This window comes from Paracoccus sp. NIOT.M2S5SZ12 (genome assembly GCF_057748165.1).
On record NZ_JBYLFR010000002.1, the window covers coordinates 288,324 to 307,346 of the forward strand.

The window sequence follows — 19,023 nt, forward strand, 5'->3', positions numbered from 1 at the left end:
TCAGCACCGGCCCATCGGGGCTTCGGTGATGAACTCGACCGGCAGCGCCTCCATCCCCTCCGCCCGGTCGGCGGCGGTCAAAAGCTCTTGCGCCAGCTGGCGCGCCTCGGCCGGGTCGAGTGCCATCCCCGCGACCATGGCCGACCCGGCCAAGTCGTCGATGGTGCCGAGGGCCAGCGAGACCAGCCGGTCGGAGACGGCCGCGTCAGTATCGTCGCGATCGACGACCAGGACGGCCTTCACCGCCGAGGCATTGCAGAGGATCATGTCGTCCATCAGACCACCCCCAGGATGCGGATGGCGCAGCCCGCGGTGCTGCCGGTGCCGTCGCAGGCGACCGGCCAGTGGGCATCGAGGGTGGCCGCGAGGCCCAGCACGATGCCGAGGACCACCGCCGCCAGGGCGAGGCCCTGGATGATGCCCCGGACCTGCGCCCGCCGTTCCAACTGCTCGATCGCGGTGGGGCCGGTGATGAGCAGATGCGGCGGTGCAGGGGCCAGCCCCGCGCGCAGAGCCTGCCCTCGCAGATCGCGGGCCTCCTCGATCATGTCGTCGGGCCAGCCCATGCCGGGGTTGCGCACGATACGGTCGGCATCCTCTTGGGTCATGCGGGGGCCGAAGGGGCGGTGCGTGGCGCCGGTCATTTCGGGCACCGTCGCGTGACGCCGAATCGGGGGCGCCGCTGCGAGACGATCATGCCCTGGTGGCTGGCGGCGATCAGCCACGCCAAGCGGCGGACCGAAGGCGGGGCCGCCGCAGCGACGACCGGGCAGGAGACCAGCGCCAGCGCGTCAGCGACGGCTGCGGGCGCATCGGGAAGAGAGACGGTGAGGCTGGGGCGCATGGCCGGGTGCTCCATCGGGTTGCGATGGGGGAAAGTTCGCGCAAAGCGAATATCTTTTCAAGTGACAAAGTTCGCGATTTGCGAATTATTATCGGGCCGCTGCGTTGCGAGCCGCGCAGATCCAACGAATCAGGTTGCCGCGACTTCTCGTGTTCGCTTAATGTTCCAACCGAGAGGGCTCCATGGATGGATTTGAACTATTGGATTTGATGGCGCAGTTGGCACCAAGGGAGCGGAAGAGGCTATTCAGTCTGATCTCGGCCCCGATGCAGCAAGAAGCCCCTTTGCCATCCTGGCGATCGCCTGACGATCCTCTGGGGTCAGCTGCTGATAAATCGCAACGTGATCAAGCATCTGCTGTTCTTCCTCATTCTCTGGAGTGAAGATTTCAGCCTCGGTGACACGCAGCGCCTGCGCAATCGCGCGGATCATGTCGATACCGCCTGCTCTCTTCCCTGTCTCCAGGTCCGACAGATAGCCCTTGGACGTACCCACCATTTCGGCGAGCTGATCCAAGGTCAATTTCCGGGCTTTCCGGTGTTCACGGATGCGGTATCTCATACTGCGAACCTTGCCCCGTTATGGGGCAGAACAAAAATCGCGCAAAGCGAACATTGACCCTTGACGCATTGTTCGCATTGCGCGAACTTCCGTGCATGGAAAAGCTTCGAGCATATCTGTGCACTGCCCGCGTCACGCAACGCTCGTTTGCGGATGTGATCGGTCTTTCGCGCAGTCATCTGAACGAGATCATCTCGGGCCGAAAGCGCCCGAGCCTTGATGTGGCTTTTGCAATTGCGCGCGCCACCTCTGGCGCTGTGCCTGTCGATGCGTGGGAGCCGTCTGTCGATGGTGGCTGCCACAGGAATGAATCCACAACCCCCAACCAAGAGCCCTCTCATGACCAGCCCCAATCCGATGCACCATCGGACGCAGCCTGATGCGTCCCGCCGTCAAATGTCCCAGCCCAACCCCTTCGACGGGCGCGGGCGGGGCCACCAGGCCGCCCGCCGCGCCCATGTCCATCATGGCTCGGACCGCGCGGTCTTCGGCCGCAACTGGTCGCTGCTGATGATCGCCAGCTTCAACAGCCGCGAGGCCTGCGCCGTCCATTTCGGCGTGACCTTCCAGACCGCCTGCAACTGGTTCGACGCGCTGAACGCCCCCTATGGGCATCATGTCGATCACGCGACGCGTACCTTGCCCCGCTATGCCGAGATCATGGGAGGGGCCGCGTGATGGAGGAGCTGAAACCCCTAGTGGGCGGGCGGCATGTCCGCGTCAGCGACCCCGATAAGCCCGAGTCGCTTCATCCGCTTTCGATCCCGCCCCGCGATCTGCAGGAGGCAGTTGCTCGCAGTGCAATCCGCGAAGCGGCGCGCGAGGTGGGTGATCTTTGGACGTCCCGGACGCTGCACAAGCGTCGCGACCTGTGGTGGGACTACCTAGAGGTGGCCAAAACAGATGCAGGCAGGGCCACTGCGCGCTTCGCCATAGAGGAACTGTCCGTAGCCATCGGCCGGCGGGCGGCGCGGGACTCGAATTCCTGCTTGCCTTCACAGCCGCCGCGCCAGGTCATCGAGTTGCAGATCACCCTTTTACCCGGCACTTTTAGGGGCGGGAGTCGCTGACATGCGAATGGCATTTATTCCTTTCGCAACAGGGTCTTTTGGCTTGAAAGGCTCTGTCACGACGTCTCCAGGCTCCATGTGGTTCGCATCTGCCTCTTGCCAGACCGCCGCCTCGAAGAGTTTCTCCAAGATCTTGCCATGGGTCCGAGGAGCTTCTTGCTCGGTCACCTCCAGCATCGCAGCGAGGATGTCTTCAAGCACCTTCACCCGCGTTGCCAGGGCATTCAGGTCAGCGTTCATTCGAATCGTTCCCTTTACAGTCTTTCCGCGCCCGCACCATGGCGACTGGCGCGGCGCCGGTCAAAGGCGCTGACATGCGGATCGGGTTTTCAGGACACCCGAAGGTGGGAGGTTTGGGCAGGCAGCACGGCCGGTCCAGGGCGACTTCTCCCCACACAAGCCACGATCATGGCCGCCTTCGGGTGAAGGACTTGGCTTCCGTGATCGTGGAACCTGCGGCCCGCCCGGCCGAGAGCCGCCGACAGGCGGCAGGGCCAATGTCTCCGGGATCGGTCTGCCTGACCCCGGCGCCTGGCGCGGCGGCCTGACCGCCGCCGCGCCCTTTTCCCATCCCCATCCGCACGGTCCCACCCGCGCGGTCTCCGGGGCGCCCGTCCCTCCTCCTCCCGACAGGCGCCCCGGTTCATTCCAGAGCCGAGGTCCTCGATGCCCGCCCCCCACCGCCGGATCGCCGCCATGCACTTCACCATGTGCCTGGCCATGCGCGCCAAGCTGGCGACGCCCGACGCAACGGCGCTGCGGCTGGCCGTGATCGCGGTCGACAAGAGCTTTGGACCCGAGGAGCCGCTGCGCATCGCGCTGCATGATTTCGCCGACCGCTTTCCCTGCGCCCGTCGCGACCCGTCCGCCCTGCGTCAGGCAGGCGACGTGCTGTTCGACGCCGTCCGGCGCGCAACCTGGCCCGCGTCCGACCCGCGCGCCGACATCGGAGGGTAATCCATGAAGCTGACGCATTTCGACCGCGCCCTGATCCACGGGCTGGGGCTGATGTCCCGCCCGCCGCTGATCGCGGATCCGCGCGAGCATCGCATGGTCGCCGACATCGTCGGGACCTGCGCCAGGCGCGCCACGCCCGAGGGCGCGATGGTGCCGCTGATCACCGCCGCCGACCAGGTGCATCCGGACGACCGTCAGCACCGGGCGATCGCGCATCACATCGCGGCGGCCATGAACGATTTCGACCGGTGGGCGCTCGGCGCCTACTGGGATGCCGCGCGGGGGCAGAAATGAGCCGCGCCGACCTGATCCCGCTGTCGCTGCTGCGCGACCTGGCGGCCCGCATCCCCGATCCGATCCGCCCCGCGCCCTTCGTCGATCTGGCGGTCTTCAGCCTGCGCAGCGAGGCTGCGGCACGGCCGGCGCCTTCCGCGCAGCCCGCAGCGGCCCCCGCCGCACGGCCTGCAGAAGCCCCCGCGGCCGTCGCGGATCCCGCAACCGCTCCGGAGCCGAAAGCCGCCCCATCCGCACCGAAGTCCAAGCGTACGCCGAAGCCGCCGCGGGCCGCGAAGCCCACCAAGGCGACGGCCGTGGCAACGCCCGCGACGAAGCGCGGCGAGATCTGGACAATCACGGAGCTAGAGCAGGCACGCAGCCTGATCCGGGGCGGCATGACCCAGGTCGAAACGGCCCGAACCCTCGGGCGCCCGATCGACGCGGCGCGCTTCGCCTTCCGCCGCTACGGGGTTCTCGGCGATGGGCCGATCACGCCGCCTCGGGCCGATGCCGACAATCGCGCGCCCAAGGCCGCTAAGGCTGCGCCCGTCACGCCTGTGACTCAGCCTGCGCCGCAGCCTGTCGCGCCGAACCCCGCCGCGCCTGTCCCGGCCAGCGCACCGACCGAGTCGGCGCGTCCGGCAGTCCCGCCGCAGGACGCCGCCGTGCCGGTCGGCGCCTCGTCCAGGAAGGCCCGCGCCATCGCGGTGCTGAAAGCCGCCCTGCAGGAGCAGCTGCCGGGACGGCAGATCCGCATCCTCGATCACCTGCTGAAGCTCCCACGCGAGGCCTTCAGCGCTGCTGATGACCTGTTCCTGGCGGAGGGCATCATCGGCCGCCGCGCCCTCCCCGAGATCGCCGACCAGCTGGGCTGCGAAGCCCCCGAGGTCACCGCGCGCTGGAAGGCGATGATGTTCCCGGACCTGACCGACCGGCACGGCAACATCCTGCTGGACGGTCAGACCGAACTGCTGCGCGCGCTGCGCTGGATGGATCAGCGCGAGGCGCAGATCTGTGCGTGAGGATCCGCGAATCGCCATGGCGCATCAGGTGCCGATGCTGGAGCTGGTCGATCGGCTGGCCATCGGCAACCTGGTGCGCACCGGCGGCGAGCTGGTCGGTCCCTGCCCCGGCTGCGGGGGCAAGGACCGCTTCTCGATCAACCCGGCCAAGAGCGTGATCTTCTGCCGCCGCTGCGACGCGAAGGGCGACCAGATCGCCCTGGTGCAGCTGGTCATGGGCATGGACTTCCCGGCCGCGCTGGACTGGCTGGCCGGGCCTCGGCAGGAGCTGACCCCGGAACAGCGCGCCGCCCAGGCCCGCAAGGCCGAGGAACACCGCCGCGCGCGCGAGGCCGATGCCGCGCGCCGCCGGCAGGATGCCATCGCCCTGGCGCGCAGATACTGGTCTGCCGCGCGCCCGGCCGATGGCACCCTGGTCGCCGATTACCTGGAGCGGCGCGGCATCCGCCAGCGCCCGGGCGTGGCCCTGCCCCGCTGTTTCCGCTTCGAGCCGCAGGCGCGGCTGGTGGTGCCGGACGATCAACGCCGGGGCGAGTTCGTCACCGTCCATGAGGGTCCGGCCATGCTGGCCGCCATCCTCGATGCGCAGGGGCAGCTGACCGGGGTGCATCGCACCTGGATCGACCTCGGCCAGCCCAAGGGGAAGGTGGTTGCGCCGCACCCGTTCAAGGCGGGCGAGATGGTGCCGTCCAAGAAGGTCTATGGCTCGAAGAAGGGCGGCGCGATCCGGATCTTCACCCCGCGCGATGCCGCCACGCTGGTCATGGCCGAGGGGATCGAGACGACCCTGTCGGCCATGGTCGCCCGCGCGATCGAGGGCGCGGCCTTCTGGGCCGGGGTCGATCTGGGGAACATGGCGGGCGCGCGCCTGCTGGGGAAGGGCCGGAAGTACGAGGGCCTGCCCGACATGAGCGACCGCGACGCCTTCGTGCCACCTGCATGGGTGCAGCGCCTGGTCTTCGTCCAGGACGGCGACAGCGACCCCCGCCTGACCCGCGCGAAACTGCTTTCCGGCCTGCGCCGCGCCAAGGCGCTGCGACCCGGCCTGACCGCCGCCATCGTCCATCCGGGCGAGGGCATCGACATGAACGACCTGCTGATGGGCGCGCCAGACGTCACGCAGCGGGAGGGGGACGAATGAGCGACGACGGAATTGAGAAGGTGCGCGCCGCCATGGCCGCGCAGGAGGAGGTCGATCTGCCCGGTGGGATCGAGCTGCCGCAGGACGATGCCGACGAGGATCCGGCAGACAGCTATCCCGAGGGCTACTATCCGCCGCCGCCGCGCGAAGACGGCGCAGGGGATGATGAGCCGCCAAACCCGATCGCCTTGGCCGCAAAAGAGCCGCCGAACGATATCGGGAACGCCCGGCGGTTCCTGATCCATTTCGGGGACGACGTCCGGCATGTCTCCCAAGTTGGCTGGCATATCTGGGACGAGCGCCGCTGGCGCAAGGATGCCGAGATCAGCAAGGGCCTGTCGCCCGCGATCCGCAAGCTGGCCCAGCAGATGTCCGGGCTGATGAACCAGGAGATCGACTTCATGATGCCCTCACCCCGGGAGCGGAAGCTCCTTGAGGATGAGTTCCAGCTGGTGAAGCGGCGCGCCGAGATTGAGGGCACGGCCGGCTATGCGGCCGACGACTCGCTGCTCAGCGAGTTGGGCACGATCGACGGCCGCCTGCGCGGGATCGAGGGCAAGCTGAAGGGCTATCGCACCTCGATCGGGCGCATCGTCACCCATGCCAAGAACGCCGGCAATTCCGGGCCGATGAACAACATGGTCAATGAGGCCTCGGTGATGCGGTCGATCACGGTCGATGACCTCGACCAGGATGACCTGGTCGCGAACACCCTGTCGGGCGTGCTGAAGTTCACCGTCACCCCGGACCCCGTTTCGGGCGCATCCGCGATGCCCGAGGTCCAGCTGCTGCCGCACGACCGCGACCAGATGCTCAGCAAGCTGATGCCGGTCGAATACGACCCCGATGCCAAGTGCCCCCGCTTCGACGAGTTCCTGAAGACCATTCAGCCGAACATCGAGGTCCGGCAGTTCCTGCAGCGCTGGTTCGGCCTGTCCCTCAGCGGTGTGCCGATCCAGAAGATCGCGTTCTTCCACGGCGCCGGGGCCAACGGCAAATCGGTCCTGACCGACATCATCGCTCGGATCATGGGCGACTATGCGGCCACCGCGAAGATCGAGAGCCTGACCGGCAAGAACAAGAAGTCGGGCTCCGACTCGCAGCCCGACCTCATCCCCCTGATCGGCGCACGGATGGTGCGAACCTCAGAGCCGGAGGAAGGCGAGCGTCTCCAGGAAGGTCTGGTGAAGCTGCTGACCGGTGGCGACGCCATGACGATCCGCGACCTCTTCTCGGGGATGATCACCTTCTACCCGTATTTCAAGCTGACGATCAGCGGCAACCATCTGCCCGACATCCGCGGCGGTGACGATGGGATCTGGCGGCGGGTGATGCTGGTCAAGTTCCCGGTCCAGATCCCGGCCGCCAAGCGCATCCCCAAGAAGGACATGGACGCCATGCTCTGGGAGGAGCGATCGGGCATCCTCAACTGGATGGTCAAGGGGCTGCTCGACTTCCTCGATGGCGGCCTGCAGGAGCCCGACGAGGTTCTGGCCGCGACCGAGGACTATCGCAAGGACAGCGACCCGATCGGCACCTTCCTGGCCGATGCTACGCTGGTCACCGGCTACGAGGGCGACTTCATGACCGCCCGCGAGCTGATGGAGGCCTTCAACTACTGGATCGAGGAGCGCGGCGAGACGCGATGGGGCAGCAGGACGGTGTCGAACCGCCTGAAGGCCAAGGCCGACACCTGGCGGCACCCTGAGACGCAGAAGACCTTTGCGGCCGGCAAGTCGGGCGTCACCGGCTATCGCGGAATCAGGCTCACCGACGAGTTCGGGCGGCGGATGCGCGAGGCCACGTCAAACGACAGCGGATCCAGCTGGGGCGGCTCATGGACACGATGACCCCGCACCCCGTTTTCAGGATCTTCGACCAGGCGGGCCTTCGGGCCCGTCGCGCATGTCAGGCCATCGTCGGGGCACTTGGGCCTGACGGGCTTAGCAGCGGTGGCGGTTGGGCGCGACTGACAACGGGGTCAGGGGGAAGCCGGTTCAATGGTTTCAGGGGGTTAGGCGCTGATTTTGGGCTTGAGGGCCTGACGGGCCTGAAATCCAGACCCATGTGCGCGCGCGTCTTCCAAGGGGTCAGGGGGAAAGCCGCCTTGTGCATAGGTCGAAGTTTCAAGCCCGTCCGGCCCATCCGGCCCAGATTGTCAGGCTAAGACCATGATTTCATTGCATCGGACCCACTCAGCCCCTTCCTGTTTTCAAGCCCTCTCAATCTCTCACAAAGCCCATCAAGCCCAACCTCTGAAGAAGAAAAACAACGGATAGTCAGATGAAAGAACAGGGACGCAATATGTTGATCCAGAACGCCACCAGGACGCTGGCATCCGAGATCCAAGGCCGCCTCGACAGCGTGAAGGCCGCGGCGGCGGTGCCGGAAGCCTGCGGCCCGGCTATCGCCCCTGCCCCGGCGCGCGGCGGCTTCGTCCTGGTCCAGAACATCGAGCTGATCCCGGTCGGCGCCGATGATGTCGCGGCCGTCCATCGCGGCTATGGCGGGCGGCAGGCCATCCGCCGGGCCGATGCCTTCGACGCGATGCTGGCCGCCGCCGCGCGCCGCAAGCAGCCCGCGCCCCTGACCCATGGCCAGATCTCCATCGGGCGCCGCTATCACGACCTGGTGCAGCTGCTGTCGGCCGACGGCACCAAGCTGTCCAGCCTGCAGGCCAGCGCGGGCGGCCCGGACGGGCGCGACTGGATGGACCGGCGGCTGGAGGTCTCCGCCGAGGTCGATCGCCTGCGCCGCCGGATCGGTTCGGGCGTGGCGATGGCTGTGCGGCGCGTGCGCCCGTCGGACCGGGGCGGCCCCGCGGCGCGCCAGATCACCGACATGGCGCTGGTCGATGCGGTCTGCCTTAAGGGGAAGGGTCTGGCCCAAGTGCTCGTGTTTCACGGGTGGTCGGTCAAGGGCGTCCATCGGGATGCCCTGTCAGCGGCGCTGAGCGGCGCGCTGGACCGCATGATCGGTTACCGGGCCGTAAAAAGTTCTTGACGGCTTAGGTCCGTCTGTGTGAGAGGAAGCATTATTATCTAGACGTGCGCCCGCCAGGAACATTCCTCGCGGGCGTTCGTCGTTTCAAGTCCCCCCAATAGCCAAAGCGGAGGCCTCGATGGCCATGAGCCCTGCCACACATGAAGGCCGGTTCGTCGAATTGCCGGGTGGGATAATTTCGGATCGGGCGCTTGGTGTCGAGATCTGCCGCATCGCGGTCGCCGATCTCCATACGTTCGATGCGGCCGAGGTCGCGTCGATCATCTGCACCGCACTGAACACGACGTTCCGCTCTGTACCTGATCGTGCCGGGTCGACCAGCCGGTGCTGAAGATCTCGATCGACGACGCCGACCTGCAGCGCAACCTGCGCCAGCTGGCGGACAAGGATGCGCGCATGGCTGCGGTCTGGGCGCTGAACGACACGGCGGCGGATGTGCTGGAGTATGTCCATGCGAACATGGACCGCGTTTTCGACCGGCCCACGCGCTTCACCAAGGGCGCCTTCAGGGTCAAGCGCGCCCGGCCGCAGGATCTGGAGGCCGAAGTCGTCGAGCGGGACCGGCAGGGTCGACGCCATTACCTCAAGGTGCAGGAGCTGGGCGGCCAGCGTCCGCAGACCGGCCTTGAGGCGCTGCTGTCGTCGCGGGTTTCCTATGCGGGTATCATCCAGTCGGTGATGCCGGCGCGCGGGGCGAGGCTCGATGCCTATGGCAACTGGTCCATCGGCGAGCGCAATCAGGCGCTGTCGGCGATCCAGGCGCAGCGCGACAGGACGACGAACACCACGGCGGCATCGCGCAGGCGCAACCGCAGGCGGGCCGGGTTCTTCGTGCCGCGCGAGGGGTCTGGCCTCTCGCCCGGCATCTGGAAGCGGGCGCCCGACGGCACCATCAGCAAGGTGCTGCACTTCAGCGCGCTTGCGCCGGTCTATTCGCAGCGGCTAGGCTTTCAGGATGGCGCGGCCGAGGTCTATCAGGCCCGGCTGCCCGGCCATCTGGCGCGCACGCTGGCGCGGATGGTCCAGCGCGTCGCCGATCGAGGCTGACCGACCCCCGGCGGGTCCTTCCTGGCAAGGAACCGCACGGGGGTAATTCGCACCCCGCTATTCGCAACTTTTTCTGGAGATTTCAGCCCTGAGGGATGGGGTTGTTGTTGGGGTTTGGCATGTCGGAACAGGATGATCTGCCCACGCTTCTGCCGGTCGAGATCGACGACGCCCTCGGCCAGCTGCTGCACCGCTTCCCGCTGCCCGAGGCCATCTCCGACGCCGACATGAACCAGGAGGAGATCGCGCAGGCCTTCGGCACCACGGTCAACACGGTCGCCAAGTGGATCCGCGACGGCATGCCGGTGGCGCAGGTCGGCGGCAACGGTCGCGCCTATGTCCTGCGGCTGTCGCACTGCTGGGCATGGCGCAAGGCGCGCGAGGCGGAGGCCGCGCAGCGCAACCGCCACAACGAGAACCAGATCAGCCTGCTGCGGGCCGAGTTCCTGGGCGTCGAGGTGGACAGCGAGGCCGCGACCCTCTCGGGCAAGGAGCGGCGCGAGCTGGCCGAAGCCGACATCCGCTGGTCGGCGGCCCAGCTGAACCGCCGGCGGCTGGTACCGTTGGACGACGTCCTGGAGCTGCTGGAGAGCATCGGCAAGATCGTCCGCGACGGCCTCGAATCCATGCCGGACCGGCTGGAGCGGGAACTGGACCTGACCGCGCCCCAGGTGGCGATCGTCGGCGACATCGGCGCCGACATCCTGACCAACATCGCCGACCGGATCGAGGAGGCCGAGCTGCGCGAGCGCGACGTCGCCGATGCCGACTTCACCGCGCGGATCCTGATCTGACATGCGAAGCCTGGACCAGTTCGAGCCCCTGCCGCCCTATGCCGACCCGCGAGTGGCGCTGAAACTGGCGCTGCCGGCATGGCGCCCCGCGCAGAAGATGACCGTCACCGAGGCGGCCGAGCGCTACATGCGCGTCAACGTCTCGGGCCAGTGGCAGCCGTTCCGCCGCGACGTGACGCCCTACATGGTCGAGCCGACCGACATGATTGCGTCGCGGTCCTATCGGGGCCTGTCCTTCTGCGGCCCGTCGCAGTCGGGCAAGACGCAGATGCTGCAATCGGCCATCGCCTACACGATCACCGCCGATCCGGGCCGGGTGGCGCTGTTCCAGATGACCCGCGAGGCCGCGGCCGAGTTCGAGCGCAACAAGATCTCGCCCATGGTGCGCAACAGCCCCGAGCTGCGGATGCGCCAAGGCAGCGGGCGCGGCTCGGACAACATCTATCACAAGCTGTTCACGGGCGGCACGCAGCTGACCCTGGACTGGCCCACGATCACCAAGCTCAGCTCGGCGACCATCCGGCTGGTCCTGGGCACGGATTACGACCACTTCCCCGAAAGCATCGACGGCGAGGGCGATGCCTATTCGCTGATGCGGGCGCGGGCCAGGACCTATCTGTCGCGCGGCATGGTCGTGGTCGAGAGCAGCCCCGGCGCGCCGCTGAAGGACGAATCGTGGCGGCCCTCGACGCCGCATGACTGCCCGCCGGTGGAATACGGGGTGCTGTCTCTCTATCCGCACGGCACGCGCGGGCGCTGGTACTGGCCCTGCCCGAACTGCGAGGCCGAGTTCGAGCCGACCTTTCGTCGCCTGCGCTATCCCGACAGCGCCGACCCGATGGAGGCCGGTGAGGCCGCGCGGATGATCTGCCCGCATTGCGGCCACGGCTTCGGTCATCAGCTGAAGCGCGAGCTGAACGCCGCCGGCCGCTGGCTGCACGAGGGGCGCGAAACCGACCAGAACGGCCAGCCTAAGCTGGTCCCGATCGACAGTGGGCAGGTCCGCAAGACGGACATGCTCAGCTACTGGCTGGACGGCGCGGCGGCCTCCTTCGCCTCCTGGCGCGAGCTGGTCACCACCTATTGCCAGGCGGTGAAGACCTTCGAGGCGACCGGAGACGAGGAGAAGCTGAAGACCGCGATGAACACGGGGCAGGCGCAGCCCTATTTCCCGCGCTCGGCCGTCTCAGATCTGGACGTGACCGTCCAGGGGCTGCGCGACAAGGCCCGGGGGCTCGATCTGCCCAGGGGCACGGCGCCGAACTGGGCGCGCTACCTGACCGTCTCGATCGACGTGCAGGGCACCTACTTCTCGGTCGGGGTCACGGCTTGGGGCGAGAACGGTCGGCACATGCCGATCGACCGCTTCGACATCATCAGCATGCCCGGCGCCGATCAGGAGCGCCGGCTGAAGCCCTTCGAGGTGGCCGAGGACTGGGAGGCGCTGGCGCCGCTGGCCGAGCGCAGCTGGCCCGTGGCCGGGTCCGATGCCCGCATGACGGCCGTGTCGCTGGCCATCGACCTGCATGGCGGCGGTGCCACGACGGACAACGCCTATCGGTTCTACCGGGGGCGGCGCGCCAAGCAGCAGGGCGGGCTGTGGTACCTGACCCGCGGCGAAGGCGGGCTGAAGAAGCCGGACCGCGTCTGGCTCAAGGCTCCGGAGGCCGCCAGCCAGAAGGCGCGCCGCCGCCGCGTCGCCAAGGACATCCAGATCCTGTTCATGGCGACCGACCGCCTGAAGGATGCGGTGGCGGCCTCGCTCAGGGCCGAGGACGGGCTGGTGAACGCCTGCCTGATCCCGGAATGGATGACACCGGACGAGCTGGCCGAGTTCACGGCCGAGCGACGCAGGCCCGAAGGGTGGGAGAAGCGGCCGGGCGTGGTGCGCAACGAAAGCCTCGACCACCTGGTCCAGGCCCGCGCCATGCACATCATCAAGGGGGCCGAACGGATCGACTGGTCCGATCCGGTCTTCTGGGCGACCTGGAGCGCCGGGAACCCGCATCTGCTGCTGCCGACCGCCACGCCCGCGCCCGACGACGTCCCCGAGGCCGACCGGTCCGAGGAGGCGGCGCGCGAGGACACCCTTCAACCGGCTCGCCCCGTGGCCCCGCCACGCGCGCCGACTTCGGCCCCCGGACGGGGCGGCTGGATCCAGACAAGAGGAAAGTGGCTCTGATGGCTTACACGGCGGAACATCTGGCGGAGCTGAGGGCCAACATCGCCCGCGGCGTGAAGTCGCTGAAGATCAACGGGGAGGAGGTCACCTTCAGGGATCTCGATGAGATGTTCACGCTGGAGGCCAAGATTGAGCGTGCGTTGGATCCGCGCCCGGCCTCGTCGCTGCTGACGCCCAGCTTCGGTCGAGGCTGACATGAACATCATCGACAGGGTGATCATGGCGATTTCGCCCGCGCGCGGGGCTGCGCGGGAGAAGGCCCGCACGGTCGCCATGCACTATCGCGCGGCCCGCCTTGGGCATCGCAACGAGGGCATCCGCGCCACCAGCGCCGATGCCGACACAGCCGGCCGCCACCGCCGGATGGTGGCCTTCTACGCCCGTGACATGATCCGCAACTCGCCCTTCGCGGCGCGGGTGCAGCAGGTCATCTCGGGGCATGTCATCGGCGACGGCATCATCCCCAAGGTGCAGGTCTCCAAGGGCCTGCCCGAGGGGGTCCGCGAGCGCATCAGGGACCGGGGGCTGGAGCTGATCGAGGATCACCTCGACACCACGGCCATCGACCGCCTCGGGCTGCAGAACTTCTACGGCCTGCAGGCCACGGCCATGAACACCGTGATCGACGCGGGCGAGGTGCTGATCCGGCGTCACCGGCCGGTCAATTCCGGCCTGGACATGCCCCTGCAGATCGAGGTGCTGGAGCCCGACTACATCGACGACAGCCGGTGGGGGCAGTCGCTGGACGGAAACGAGATCCGCGAAGGGATCGAATACGACGCCAGGGGCGATCGGGTGGCCTACTGGCTCCATCTCCAGCATCCGGGCGGCACCTGGCGGCCCGGGACCGCCCCGGCGATGTCGGAGCGCGTGCCGGTCGAGGACATCATCCATGTCTTCCGGGTCGATCGTCCCGGCCAGACGCGCGGCATCAGCTGGTACACGCCGATCGCCGAGAAGCTGCTGAACCTCGACGACTCGGAGGACGCGCATCTGATGCGCCAGAAGATCGCCGCATGCTTCGCGGCGTTCCACCGCTTGGGTCCGGACATCAAGCCCAAGGCCGAGCTGGGCGGCACGCTGCAGCCGGGCGTGATCATGCAGATCGAGCAGAACGAGGAGATGGAGTTCGCCAATCCGCCCGAGGTCGGTGGCTTCGACGAGTTCGGGCGGTCCGTGCTGCGATCGGCGGCCATGGGCGTCGGGATCACCTACGAGGCGCTGACGGGCGACCTGACCGGCGTCAATTTCAGCTCGGCCCGGATCGGGCGGCTGGAGATGGATCGCAACATCTCGCGCTGGCAGTGGCTGATGATGGTGCCGATGTTCCTGCAGCGCTTCGGCGGCTGGTTCGTCGAGGCCTGGGCCGAGGCCGAGGCCGATGAGGAGTTCCAGCGCCTGCTGTGGGAGAACCCCAAGACCGTGAAGATGACCTGGGTGCCGCCGCACCGCATCCTGGTCGATCCGGCCCGCGAGTTCGGCGCCCTGTCGGATGCTGTGCGGTCGGGCTTTCAGTCCCGCCAGGGCGTGGTTCGCCAGCTGGGCGTCGATCCCGAACGCCTGCTGCAGGAGCAGCTGCAGGACAAGGAGGAGGCCGACCGGATGGGCCTGCTGTTCGACAGCGATCCGAGGGCCGACCCGGCCCGCAAGACCATGACCCTGCCCAACAAGGATCCCCAATATGAATGAACTTCTCCTGACCGGCACGGTGGGCTCCTCGTTCTGGGACGAGGACAGCTTCACCGCCAAGAGCGTCCGCGAGGCCATCGCCGGGATGACCGGACCGCTGACCGTGCGTCTCAACTCGGGCGGCGGCATCGCGACCGAGGGCCAGGCCATCTACACGGTCCTGAAGAACCATCCCGGCGAGATCACCGTGATCATCGAAGGCATCGCCGCCTCGGCCGCCTCGCTGATCGCGATGGCGGGCGACCGCATCGTCATGCCCGCGGGCGCCATCATGATGATCCACGACCCGGCGAACTGGTACACCCAGGGGCGCGGGACCGAGGACGATCACCTGCACGTCGCCAAGTCGTTGGCGGTCCTCGCCAATGCCTATGCGGCGATCTACGCGGCCCGCGCCGGGATCACCGCCGAGGAGGCCCGCGAGATCATGAAGGCCGAGACCTATTTCGACGGCGCGGGCGCGGTCGAGGCGGGCTTCGCGACCGAGACCGACGAGGAGACCGCCGCCGCCGCGGCTGCGGTCTTCGATTACCGCCTCTATCCCAAGGCACCCAAGGGCCTGCGCCAGATCGGCGACGGGCTCGCGCGGCAGGCAACCGGCAGCATGATCACGGCCATGATGGCCGGGTCGGCCACATCCCAGCAGAAAGGCACCCCGATGGGCAAGCGCACCCCCCCGAAGACGCAGCCGAGCATGTCCGATCAGGACGATCCGACCATGGCCGGCGAAGAGGAGATCGAGGCCTCGGAGGCCGAGGAGACCACGCCGGACATGATCGACGAGGACGAGACCGACATGTCCGAGGATGACGGCGCGGAGGCCTCGGACGACGACGAGACCGAAGCCGACGAGGCCAACCCCGCGACCGCCATGGCCAACCGGGATGCGGCGGCGATCATGACCTTCGCGGCCTCGCGCCGGATCGGCGCGGATGTGGCCATGGACTGGATCAACAAGGGCCTGACGATCAAGCAGGCCACCAAGGAGTACACGATGAAGCACGCCCAGGACGGCACGGCCCCGCGCAGCGGCCTGCCGCGCGCCTCGATCATGCGCGACGAACGCAGCACCGCCCGCGCGGCCATGGCGCATGCGCTGCATGCCCAGATCGCCGGGCGCGATCCGTCCATGGCCGCCGCGCGGCAATACATGGACATGTCGCTGGTCGAGATCGCCGCGGCCTCCTGCGGGCATCGCGGCAAGATCCGCTCGGCGGGCGACAAGGTCAACGTCTTCATGGCCGCGTCACATTCGACCTCGGACTTCCCGGCGATCTTCAACAACGCCCTGAGCAAGATCCTGCTGGAGCGCTACAGCGCCTTCCAGCCGACCTATCGCGCCATCGCCCGCAAGCGCAACTTCCGCGACTTCCGGCCCACGCCGCTGGTCCGCACGGGCGATTTCCCGATGCTGCTGCCGATCCAGGAGACCGGCGAGATCAAGTGGGGCACCTTCGGCGAGAGCGGCGAGACGGCCGTGCTGGCGCCCTATGGCCGCGGCCTGACCATCAGCCGCCAGATGATGATCAACGACGACCTGGGCGCGATCGACGAGCTGCTGTCGAGCTATGGCGAAACGGTCGCCTTCTTCGAGGAGCAGACCTTCTACCGCAACCTGCTGGGCGCGAAGATGGTCGATGGCCAGCTGATGTTCCACGCCAGCCGCAACAACCTGGCGGCCTCGGGCACGGCGATCACCGCCGCCGCCCTCTCGGCCGGTCGCGCGGCGATCCGCAAGCAGAAGAGCATCGACGGCGCGCCGCTGAACCTGGCCCCCGCCATCCTGCTGGTCGGTCCCGAGCAGGAGACCGCCGCCGAGATGATCGTGGCGCAGATCACCGCCACCGAGGCGGGTTCGGTCAACCCCTTCTCGGGCAAGCTGCAGGTCGTGGTGACCACCGAGATCACCGATTTCTCCTGGTACCTGCTGTCGAGCCGCGCACCCTGCTGGGTCTACGGCTTCCTCGAAGGCCAGGAGGCCCCCCGCGTCCGCACCGAGGAGCCCTTCGGCACCCAGGGCTTCTCGATGACCGTCGAGCATGACTTCGGGATCGGCAATGCCGACTTCCGCGGCGGCTGGCGCAATCCTGGCGCCGCCCCGGCGGCCTGATCTGCGCCACATTCCTGACCTGACAAGGGCCGCCCTCCGGGCGGCTCCTGTCGTTCCCCCCTCCAGTGGAGAGATCCCATGAAGAACTTCCTGCAGAAAGGTGACTCCGTCACCGTCGTCGCCCCTCATGCCGTCGCCTCGGGCGGCATCGTCATCGCCGGGCTGCTGGCGGGCGTCGCGGGCACGGCGGCAGCCGTCGGCGAGCCCGTCGAGGCGCATCTGGTGGGCTGCTATGCCCTCGCCAAGGTCTCTGCACAGGCCTGGACGGTCGGCCAGCCGATCTACGTCAACACCACGAGCCGCCTCTGCACCAATGTCGCGGGCGCGGGCACGCTGTTGATCGGCGTCGCGATCGAGGCCGCGGCCAACCCGTCGCCGACGGGCGCCGTGCGGCTGAACGGGGCCACGCCCGCCGCCGTCGGCACCTGATGACCCGGATCTTCGACGGCATGTCGGGGATTCTGGCGGGGGTCTTCGGCGCGACGGTGCAGTTCGCCCCGCAGTTCGGGCCGCTGCGCGATGTCGCGTCGATCTTCCGCGAGACGCCCGTCGAGGTCGTGGGCGCGGATGGCCAGGCGGTGCTGATCGAGGCGCCGACCTGGCGCGTCGCGCGCACGCTGGTCCCGGAGGTGCGGCGCGGCGACGTGATCCGCGTGGGCGACGGGCGCCTCTTCACCATCACCGCGATCCACACGGCAGGTTCGCCCGCCGCCGATGCGTTCCTGCTCTGCGAGCTGCATCTGAGGCCCGAATGACGTGACCCACTATCGCAGCGCCTATCGCGCCACCGCTCGTGCGGCTCTGGCCGCGGACCCGCATTTCGCCGGGGTCACCATCCTGAAGGTCTGGCCGGGGAGCGTCGATGCCGCAACCCTGCCGGTCATCGGCGTCCTGACCCCGCAGGAGCCCAGCCAGCGCGACGCGCAGAGGACCGTGACGCGCCGGACGCTGATGCAGATCGCGCTGCGCCGCGAGGGCGGCGAGGACATCGAGGACCAGCTGGACGAGGACAGCGCCCGCATCGAGGCGGTGATCCTGGCCGCGCTGCGGACCAGCGAGGTCCGCGCCGTGCTGGAGGAGACCAGCATCGTCAGCCACAGCCAGTCCCGCGCCTATGTCGGCACCCTGATCATGAGCTTCCGGCTGCAGAGCTGGCAGCCCGAACCCACCCTCATCTGAACCACCAGCCAGGAGATTGACCATGGCAGACGGAATGCTGGGCTACGGCTCGACGGTGCGCGTCACCCGCACCCCAAGCGGCGGAGGCGCGGGCACGCCCTTCGAACTGAAGCTCCTGGGCGACATCGACGCGCCCGACGAACAGGTTGACGAGGTGCAGGTCACCCATCAGAAGTCGCCCGGGCGGCGCCGCCAGTTCATCGCCGGGCTGATCGACAGCGGCGAGATCTCCTTCCCGATGAACTACATCCCCGGCTCGCCCACCGATGTCCTGCTGCGGGAGATCAAGGCCAGCGGCGAGGAGGTGCTGATCGAGGTGACGCTCGGCGAGGAAGGCATTCCCGACACCTATTCGGGCTTCCTGAAGGGCTACGCCCGCAGCGCGCCGATCGACGACAAGATGACGGCGACCGCGACCTTCCGCCTCTCCAGCTACATCATCCCGGACTGATCACCATGGCACAGATCACCGGCGTCGTGACCGCCGCCCATGGCGGCACGGAATACGGCCTCATCCTCGGCATGGCGGGCCTCGCCCGGCTGCAGGAGGAATACGGCAAGGACCTGGCCCCGCTGATGGCCATGTTCGAGGAGGGCCAGATGCCCGACTTCGCGGTGCTGCTGCGGGTGACGGAACTGGCGCTGCAGCGCCATCACCCCGAGGCGGACCGCCATCTGGCCGACGATCTCCTGGCGGCGGACATCACCGTCGCGGTGCGCGTCATCAATGCGGCCTTCGAGGGGCTGCAGGCGCAGGGTGGCAAGGGGAGTGCCGGGGGAAACGGCGCGAAGGCCGGGGGAAAGGCGAAGGCCCGCAAGGGCTGAACATCCCCGGCCTCTACGAGGCCTGGCTGACGCTCGGCCTCGATCCCGACCGGTTCTGGCGCATCACGCCGGGCCTCTACATGATCGAGACGGCCGCCGCGCAGCGCCGTATCGACCGCCGGGACGAGGCCGCGCTGACCGCCGCATGGCTGAACGCCTGCCTGCAGCGCGCTAAGAAGATCCCGCCCCTGAAGAAGCTGCTGGCCCGGCCCGGCGACAAGACCGACATCGGCCTCTACCTGGCCGGGGTCAAGGCCAGCCTGCCCAAGGTCAGGCTCAGCGACTGGCAGGCCGCCCGCGCCCGCACCGATCCCCCCGAATGA

General features: G+C 68.1%; 27 protein-coding genes. 22 read left to right on the top strand and 5 right to left on the bottom strand.

Annotation, left to right across the window (positions count from 1 at the left end; all coding sequences use genetic code 11):
• From AC2SGK_RS03245 to AC2SGK_RS03260, 4 genes are all read right to left on the bottom strand, one after another.
• Nucleotides 1-276 carry a hypothetical protein gene (locus AC2SGK_RS03245; RefSeq protein WP_488322151.1) on the bottom strand — a complete coding sequence of 92 codons (276 nt, stop codon included), beginning with the start codon at nucleotides 274-276 and terminating at the stop codon, nucleotides 1-3.
• Nucleotides 276-608, bottom strand: coding sequence for a hypothetical protein (locus tag AC2SGK_RS03250; protein WP_488322152.1), 333 nt, complete (start codon nucleotides 606-608; stop codon nucleotides 276-278). Before AC2SGK_RS03250 ends, AC2SGK_RS03245 begins: the two co-directional genes overlap by 1 nt.
• 32 nt (nucleotides 609-640) lie before the next feature.
• Nucleotides 641-844 carry a hypothetical protein gene (locus tag AC2SGK_RS03255; RefSeq protein ID WP_488322153.1) on the bottom strand — a complete coding sequence of 68 codons (204 nt, stop codon included), beginning with the start codon at nucleotides 842-844 and terminating at the stop codon, nucleotides 641-643.
• 246 nt (nucleotides 845-1,090) lie between these two features.
• On the bottom strand, nucleotides 1,091-1,405 hold the full coding sequence (locus AC2SGK_RS03260) for a helix-turn-helix domain-containing protein (RefSeq protein WP_488322154.1): 315 nt from the start codon (nucleotides 1,403-1,405) through the stop codon (nucleotides 1,091-1,093).
• A gap of 95 nt (nucleotides 1,406-1,500) precedes the next feature.
• Here AC2SGK_RS03260 and AC2SGK_RS03265 point away from each other — a divergent pair, with 95 nt between their 5' ends.
• Genes AC2SGK_RS03265 through AC2SGK_RS03275 form a run of 3 tightly spaced genes read left to right on the top strand, consistent with a single transcriptional unit; the run spans nucleotide 1,501 to nucleotide 2,475 of the window.
• Nucleotides 1,501-1,785, top strand: coding sequence for a helix-turn-helix transcriptional regulator (locus AC2SGK_RS03265; protein WP_488322155.1), 285 nt, complete (start codon nucleotides 1,501-1,503; stop codon nucleotides 1,783-1,785).
• Nucleotides 1,786-1,801: 16 nt separating this feature from the next.
• Entirely contained in the window at nucleotides 1,802-2,083 is a 282-nt protein-coding gene (locus AC2SGK_RS03270; protein ID WP_488322156.1) for a hypothetical protein, read from the top strand.
• A complete protein-coding gene (locus tag AC2SGK_RS03275; protein WP_488322157.1) occupies nucleotides 2,083-2,475 on the top strand; it encodes a hypothetical protein in 393 nt (130 codons plus the stop codon). The genes AC2SGK_RS03270 and AC2SGK_RS03275 overlap by 1 nt, the downstream gene beginning before the upstream one ends.
• Here the strand turns inward: AC2SGK_RS03275 and AC2SGK_RS03280 are convergent.
• A complete protein-coding gene (locus tag AC2SGK_RS03280; protein WP_488322158.1) occupies nucleotides 2,443-2,715 on the bottom strand; it encodes a hypothetical protein in 273 nt (90 codons plus the stop codon). The two genes, AC2SGK_RS03275 and AC2SGK_RS03280, sit on opposite strands and share 33 nt — an antisense overlap.
• Before the next feature lie 426 nt (nucleotides 2,716-3,141).
• Here AC2SGK_RS03280 and AC2SGK_RS03285 point away from each other — a divergent pair, with 426 nt between their 5' ends.
• From AC2SGK_RS03285 to AC2SGK_RS03375, 19 genes are all read left to right on the top strand, one after another.
• A complete protein-coding gene (locus tag AC2SGK_RS03285) occupies nucleotides 3,142-3,432 on the top strand; it encodes a hypothetical protein (protein ID WP_411838687.1) in 291 nt (96 codons plus the stop codon).
• A 3-nt stretch (nucleotides 3,433-3,435) separates the two neighbouring features.
• On the top strand, nucleotides 3,436-3,726 hold the full coding sequence (locus AC2SGK_RS03290) for a hypothetical protein (protein WP_488322159.1): 291 nt from the start codon (nucleotides 3,436-3,438) through the stop codon (nucleotides 3,724-3,726).
• Nucleotides 3,723-4,730, top strand: coding sequence for a hypothetical protein (locus AC2SGK_RS03295; protein ID WP_488322160.1), 1,008 nt, complete (start codon nucleotides 3,723-3,725; stop codon nucleotides 4,728-4,730). Before AC2SGK_RS03290 ends, AC2SGK_RS03295 begins: the two co-directional genes overlap by 4 nt.
• 16 nt (nucleotides 4,731-4,746) lie before the next feature.
• On the top strand, nucleotides 4,747-5,871 hold the full coding sequence (locus tag AC2SGK_RS03300; RefSeq protein ID WP_488322161.1) for a DUF7146 domain-containing protein: 1,125 nt from the start codon (nucleotides 4,747-4,749) through the stop codon (nucleotides 5,869-5,871).
• Nucleotides 5,868-7,721, top strand: coding sequence for a phage/plasmid primase, P4 family (locus AC2SGK_RS03305; RefSeq protein WP_488322162.1), 1,854 nt, complete (start codon nucleotides 5,868-5,870; stop codon nucleotides 7,719-7,721). The genes AC2SGK_RS03300 and AC2SGK_RS03305 overlap by 4 nt, the downstream gene beginning before the upstream one ends.
• Nucleotides 7,722-8,175: 454 nt before the next feature.
• A complete protein-coding gene (locus tag AC2SGK_RS03310) occupies nucleotides 8,176-8,874 on the top strand; it encodes a hypothetical protein (protein ID WP_488322163.1) in 699 nt (232 codons plus the stop codon).
• 118 nt (nucleotides 8,875-8,992) lie between these two features.
• Nucleotides 8,993-9,205 (top strand): hypothetical protein, encoded by a 213-nt coding sequence (locus tag AC2SGK_RS03315; RefSeq protein WP_488322164.1) that lies wholly within the window; start codon nucleotides 8,993-8,995, stop codon nucleotides 9,203-9,205.
• Nucleotides 9,199-9,921 carry a hypothetical protein gene (locus AC2SGK_RS03320; protein ID WP_488322165.1) on the top strand — a complete coding sequence of 241 codons (723 nt, stop codon included), beginning with the start codon at nucleotides 9,199-9,201 and terminating at the stop codon, nucleotides 9,919-9,921. The genes AC2SGK_RS03315 and AC2SGK_RS03320 overlap by 7 nt, the downstream gene beginning before the upstream one ends.
• A gap of 119 nt (nucleotides 9,922-10,040) precedes the next feature.
• Nucleotides 10,041-10,715, top strand: coding sequence for a DUF1441 family protein (locus AC2SGK_RS03325; RefSeq protein ID WP_488322166.1), 675 nt, complete (start codon nucleotides 10,041-10,043; stop codon nucleotides 10,713-10,715).
• Nucleotide 10,716: 1 nt separating this feature from the next.
• Complete coding sequence (locus AC2SGK_RS03330; RefSeq protein WP_488322167.1) at nucleotides 10,717-12,897, top strand: phage terminase large subunit family protein; 2,181 nt, start codon at nucleotides 10,717-10,719, stop codon at nucleotides 12,895-12,897.
• Entirely contained in the window at nucleotides 12,897-13,091 is a 195-nt protein-coding gene (locus AC2SGK_RS03335; RefSeq protein WP_488322168.1) for a phage head-tail joining protein, read from the top strand. The genes AC2SGK_RS03330 and AC2SGK_RS03335 overlap by 1 nt, the downstream gene beginning before the upstream one ends.
• 1 nt (nucleotide 13,092) lies before the next feature.
• Nucleotides 13,093-14,586 carry a phage portal protein gene (locus tag AC2SGK_RS03340; protein WP_488322169.1) on the top strand — a complete coding sequence of 498 codons (1,494 nt, stop codon included), beginning with the start codon at nucleotides 13,093-13,095 and terminating at the stop codon, nucleotides 14,584-14,586.
• The gene (locus AC2SGK_RS03345) at nucleotides 14,579-16,696 is read left to right on the top strand and encodes a head maturation protease, ClpP-related (protein ID WP_488322170.1); all 2,118 of its coding nucleotides are present in this window, start codon (nucleotides 14,579-14,581) and stop codon (nucleotides 16,694-16,696) included. The genes AC2SGK_RS03340 and AC2SGK_RS03345 overlap by 8 nt, the downstream gene beginning before the upstream one ends.
• A gap of 78 nt (nucleotides 16,697-16,774) precedes the next feature.
• Entirely contained in the window at nucleotides 16,775-17,125 is a 351-nt protein-coding gene (locus AC2SGK_RS03350) for a DUF2190 family protein (RefSeq protein ID WP_488322171.1), read from the top strand.
• A complete protein-coding gene (locus AC2SGK_RS03355; RefSeq protein WP_488322172.1) occupies nucleotides 17,125-17,451 on the top strand; it encodes a head-tail joining protein in 327 nt (108 codons plus the stop codon). The genes AC2SGK_RS03350 and AC2SGK_RS03355 overlap by 1 nt, the downstream gene beginning before the upstream one ends.
• 1 nt (nucleotide 17,452) lies before the next feature.
• The gene (locus tag AC2SGK_RS03360) at nucleotides 17,453-17,875 is read left to right on the top strand and encodes a hypothetical protein (protein ID WP_488322173.1); all 423 of its coding nucleotides are present in this window, start codon (nucleotides 17,453-17,455) and stop codon (nucleotides 17,873-17,875) included.
• Between the two features lie 22 nt (nucleotides 17,876-17,897).
• Nucleotides 17,898-18,326, top strand: coding sequence for a phage tail tube protein (locus AC2SGK_RS03365; RefSeq protein WP_488322174.1), 429 nt, complete (start codon nucleotides 17,898-17,900; stop codon nucleotides 18,324-18,326).
• Nucleotides 18,327-18,331: 5 nt separating this feature from the next.
• The gene (locus AC2SGK_RS03370) at nucleotides 18,332-18,700 is read left to right on the top strand and encodes a hypothetical protein (protein ID WP_488322175.1); all 369 of its coding nucleotides are present in this window, start codon (nucleotides 18,332-18,334) and stop codon (nucleotides 18,698-18,700) included.
• Nucleotides 18,701-18,780: 80 nt separating this feature from the next.
• Nucleotides 18,781-19,023, top strand: a complete 243-nt coding sequence (locus AC2SGK_RS03375; RefSeq protein ID WP_488322176.1) for a hypothetical protein — start codon at nucleotides 18,781-18,783, stop codon at nucleotides 19,021-19,023.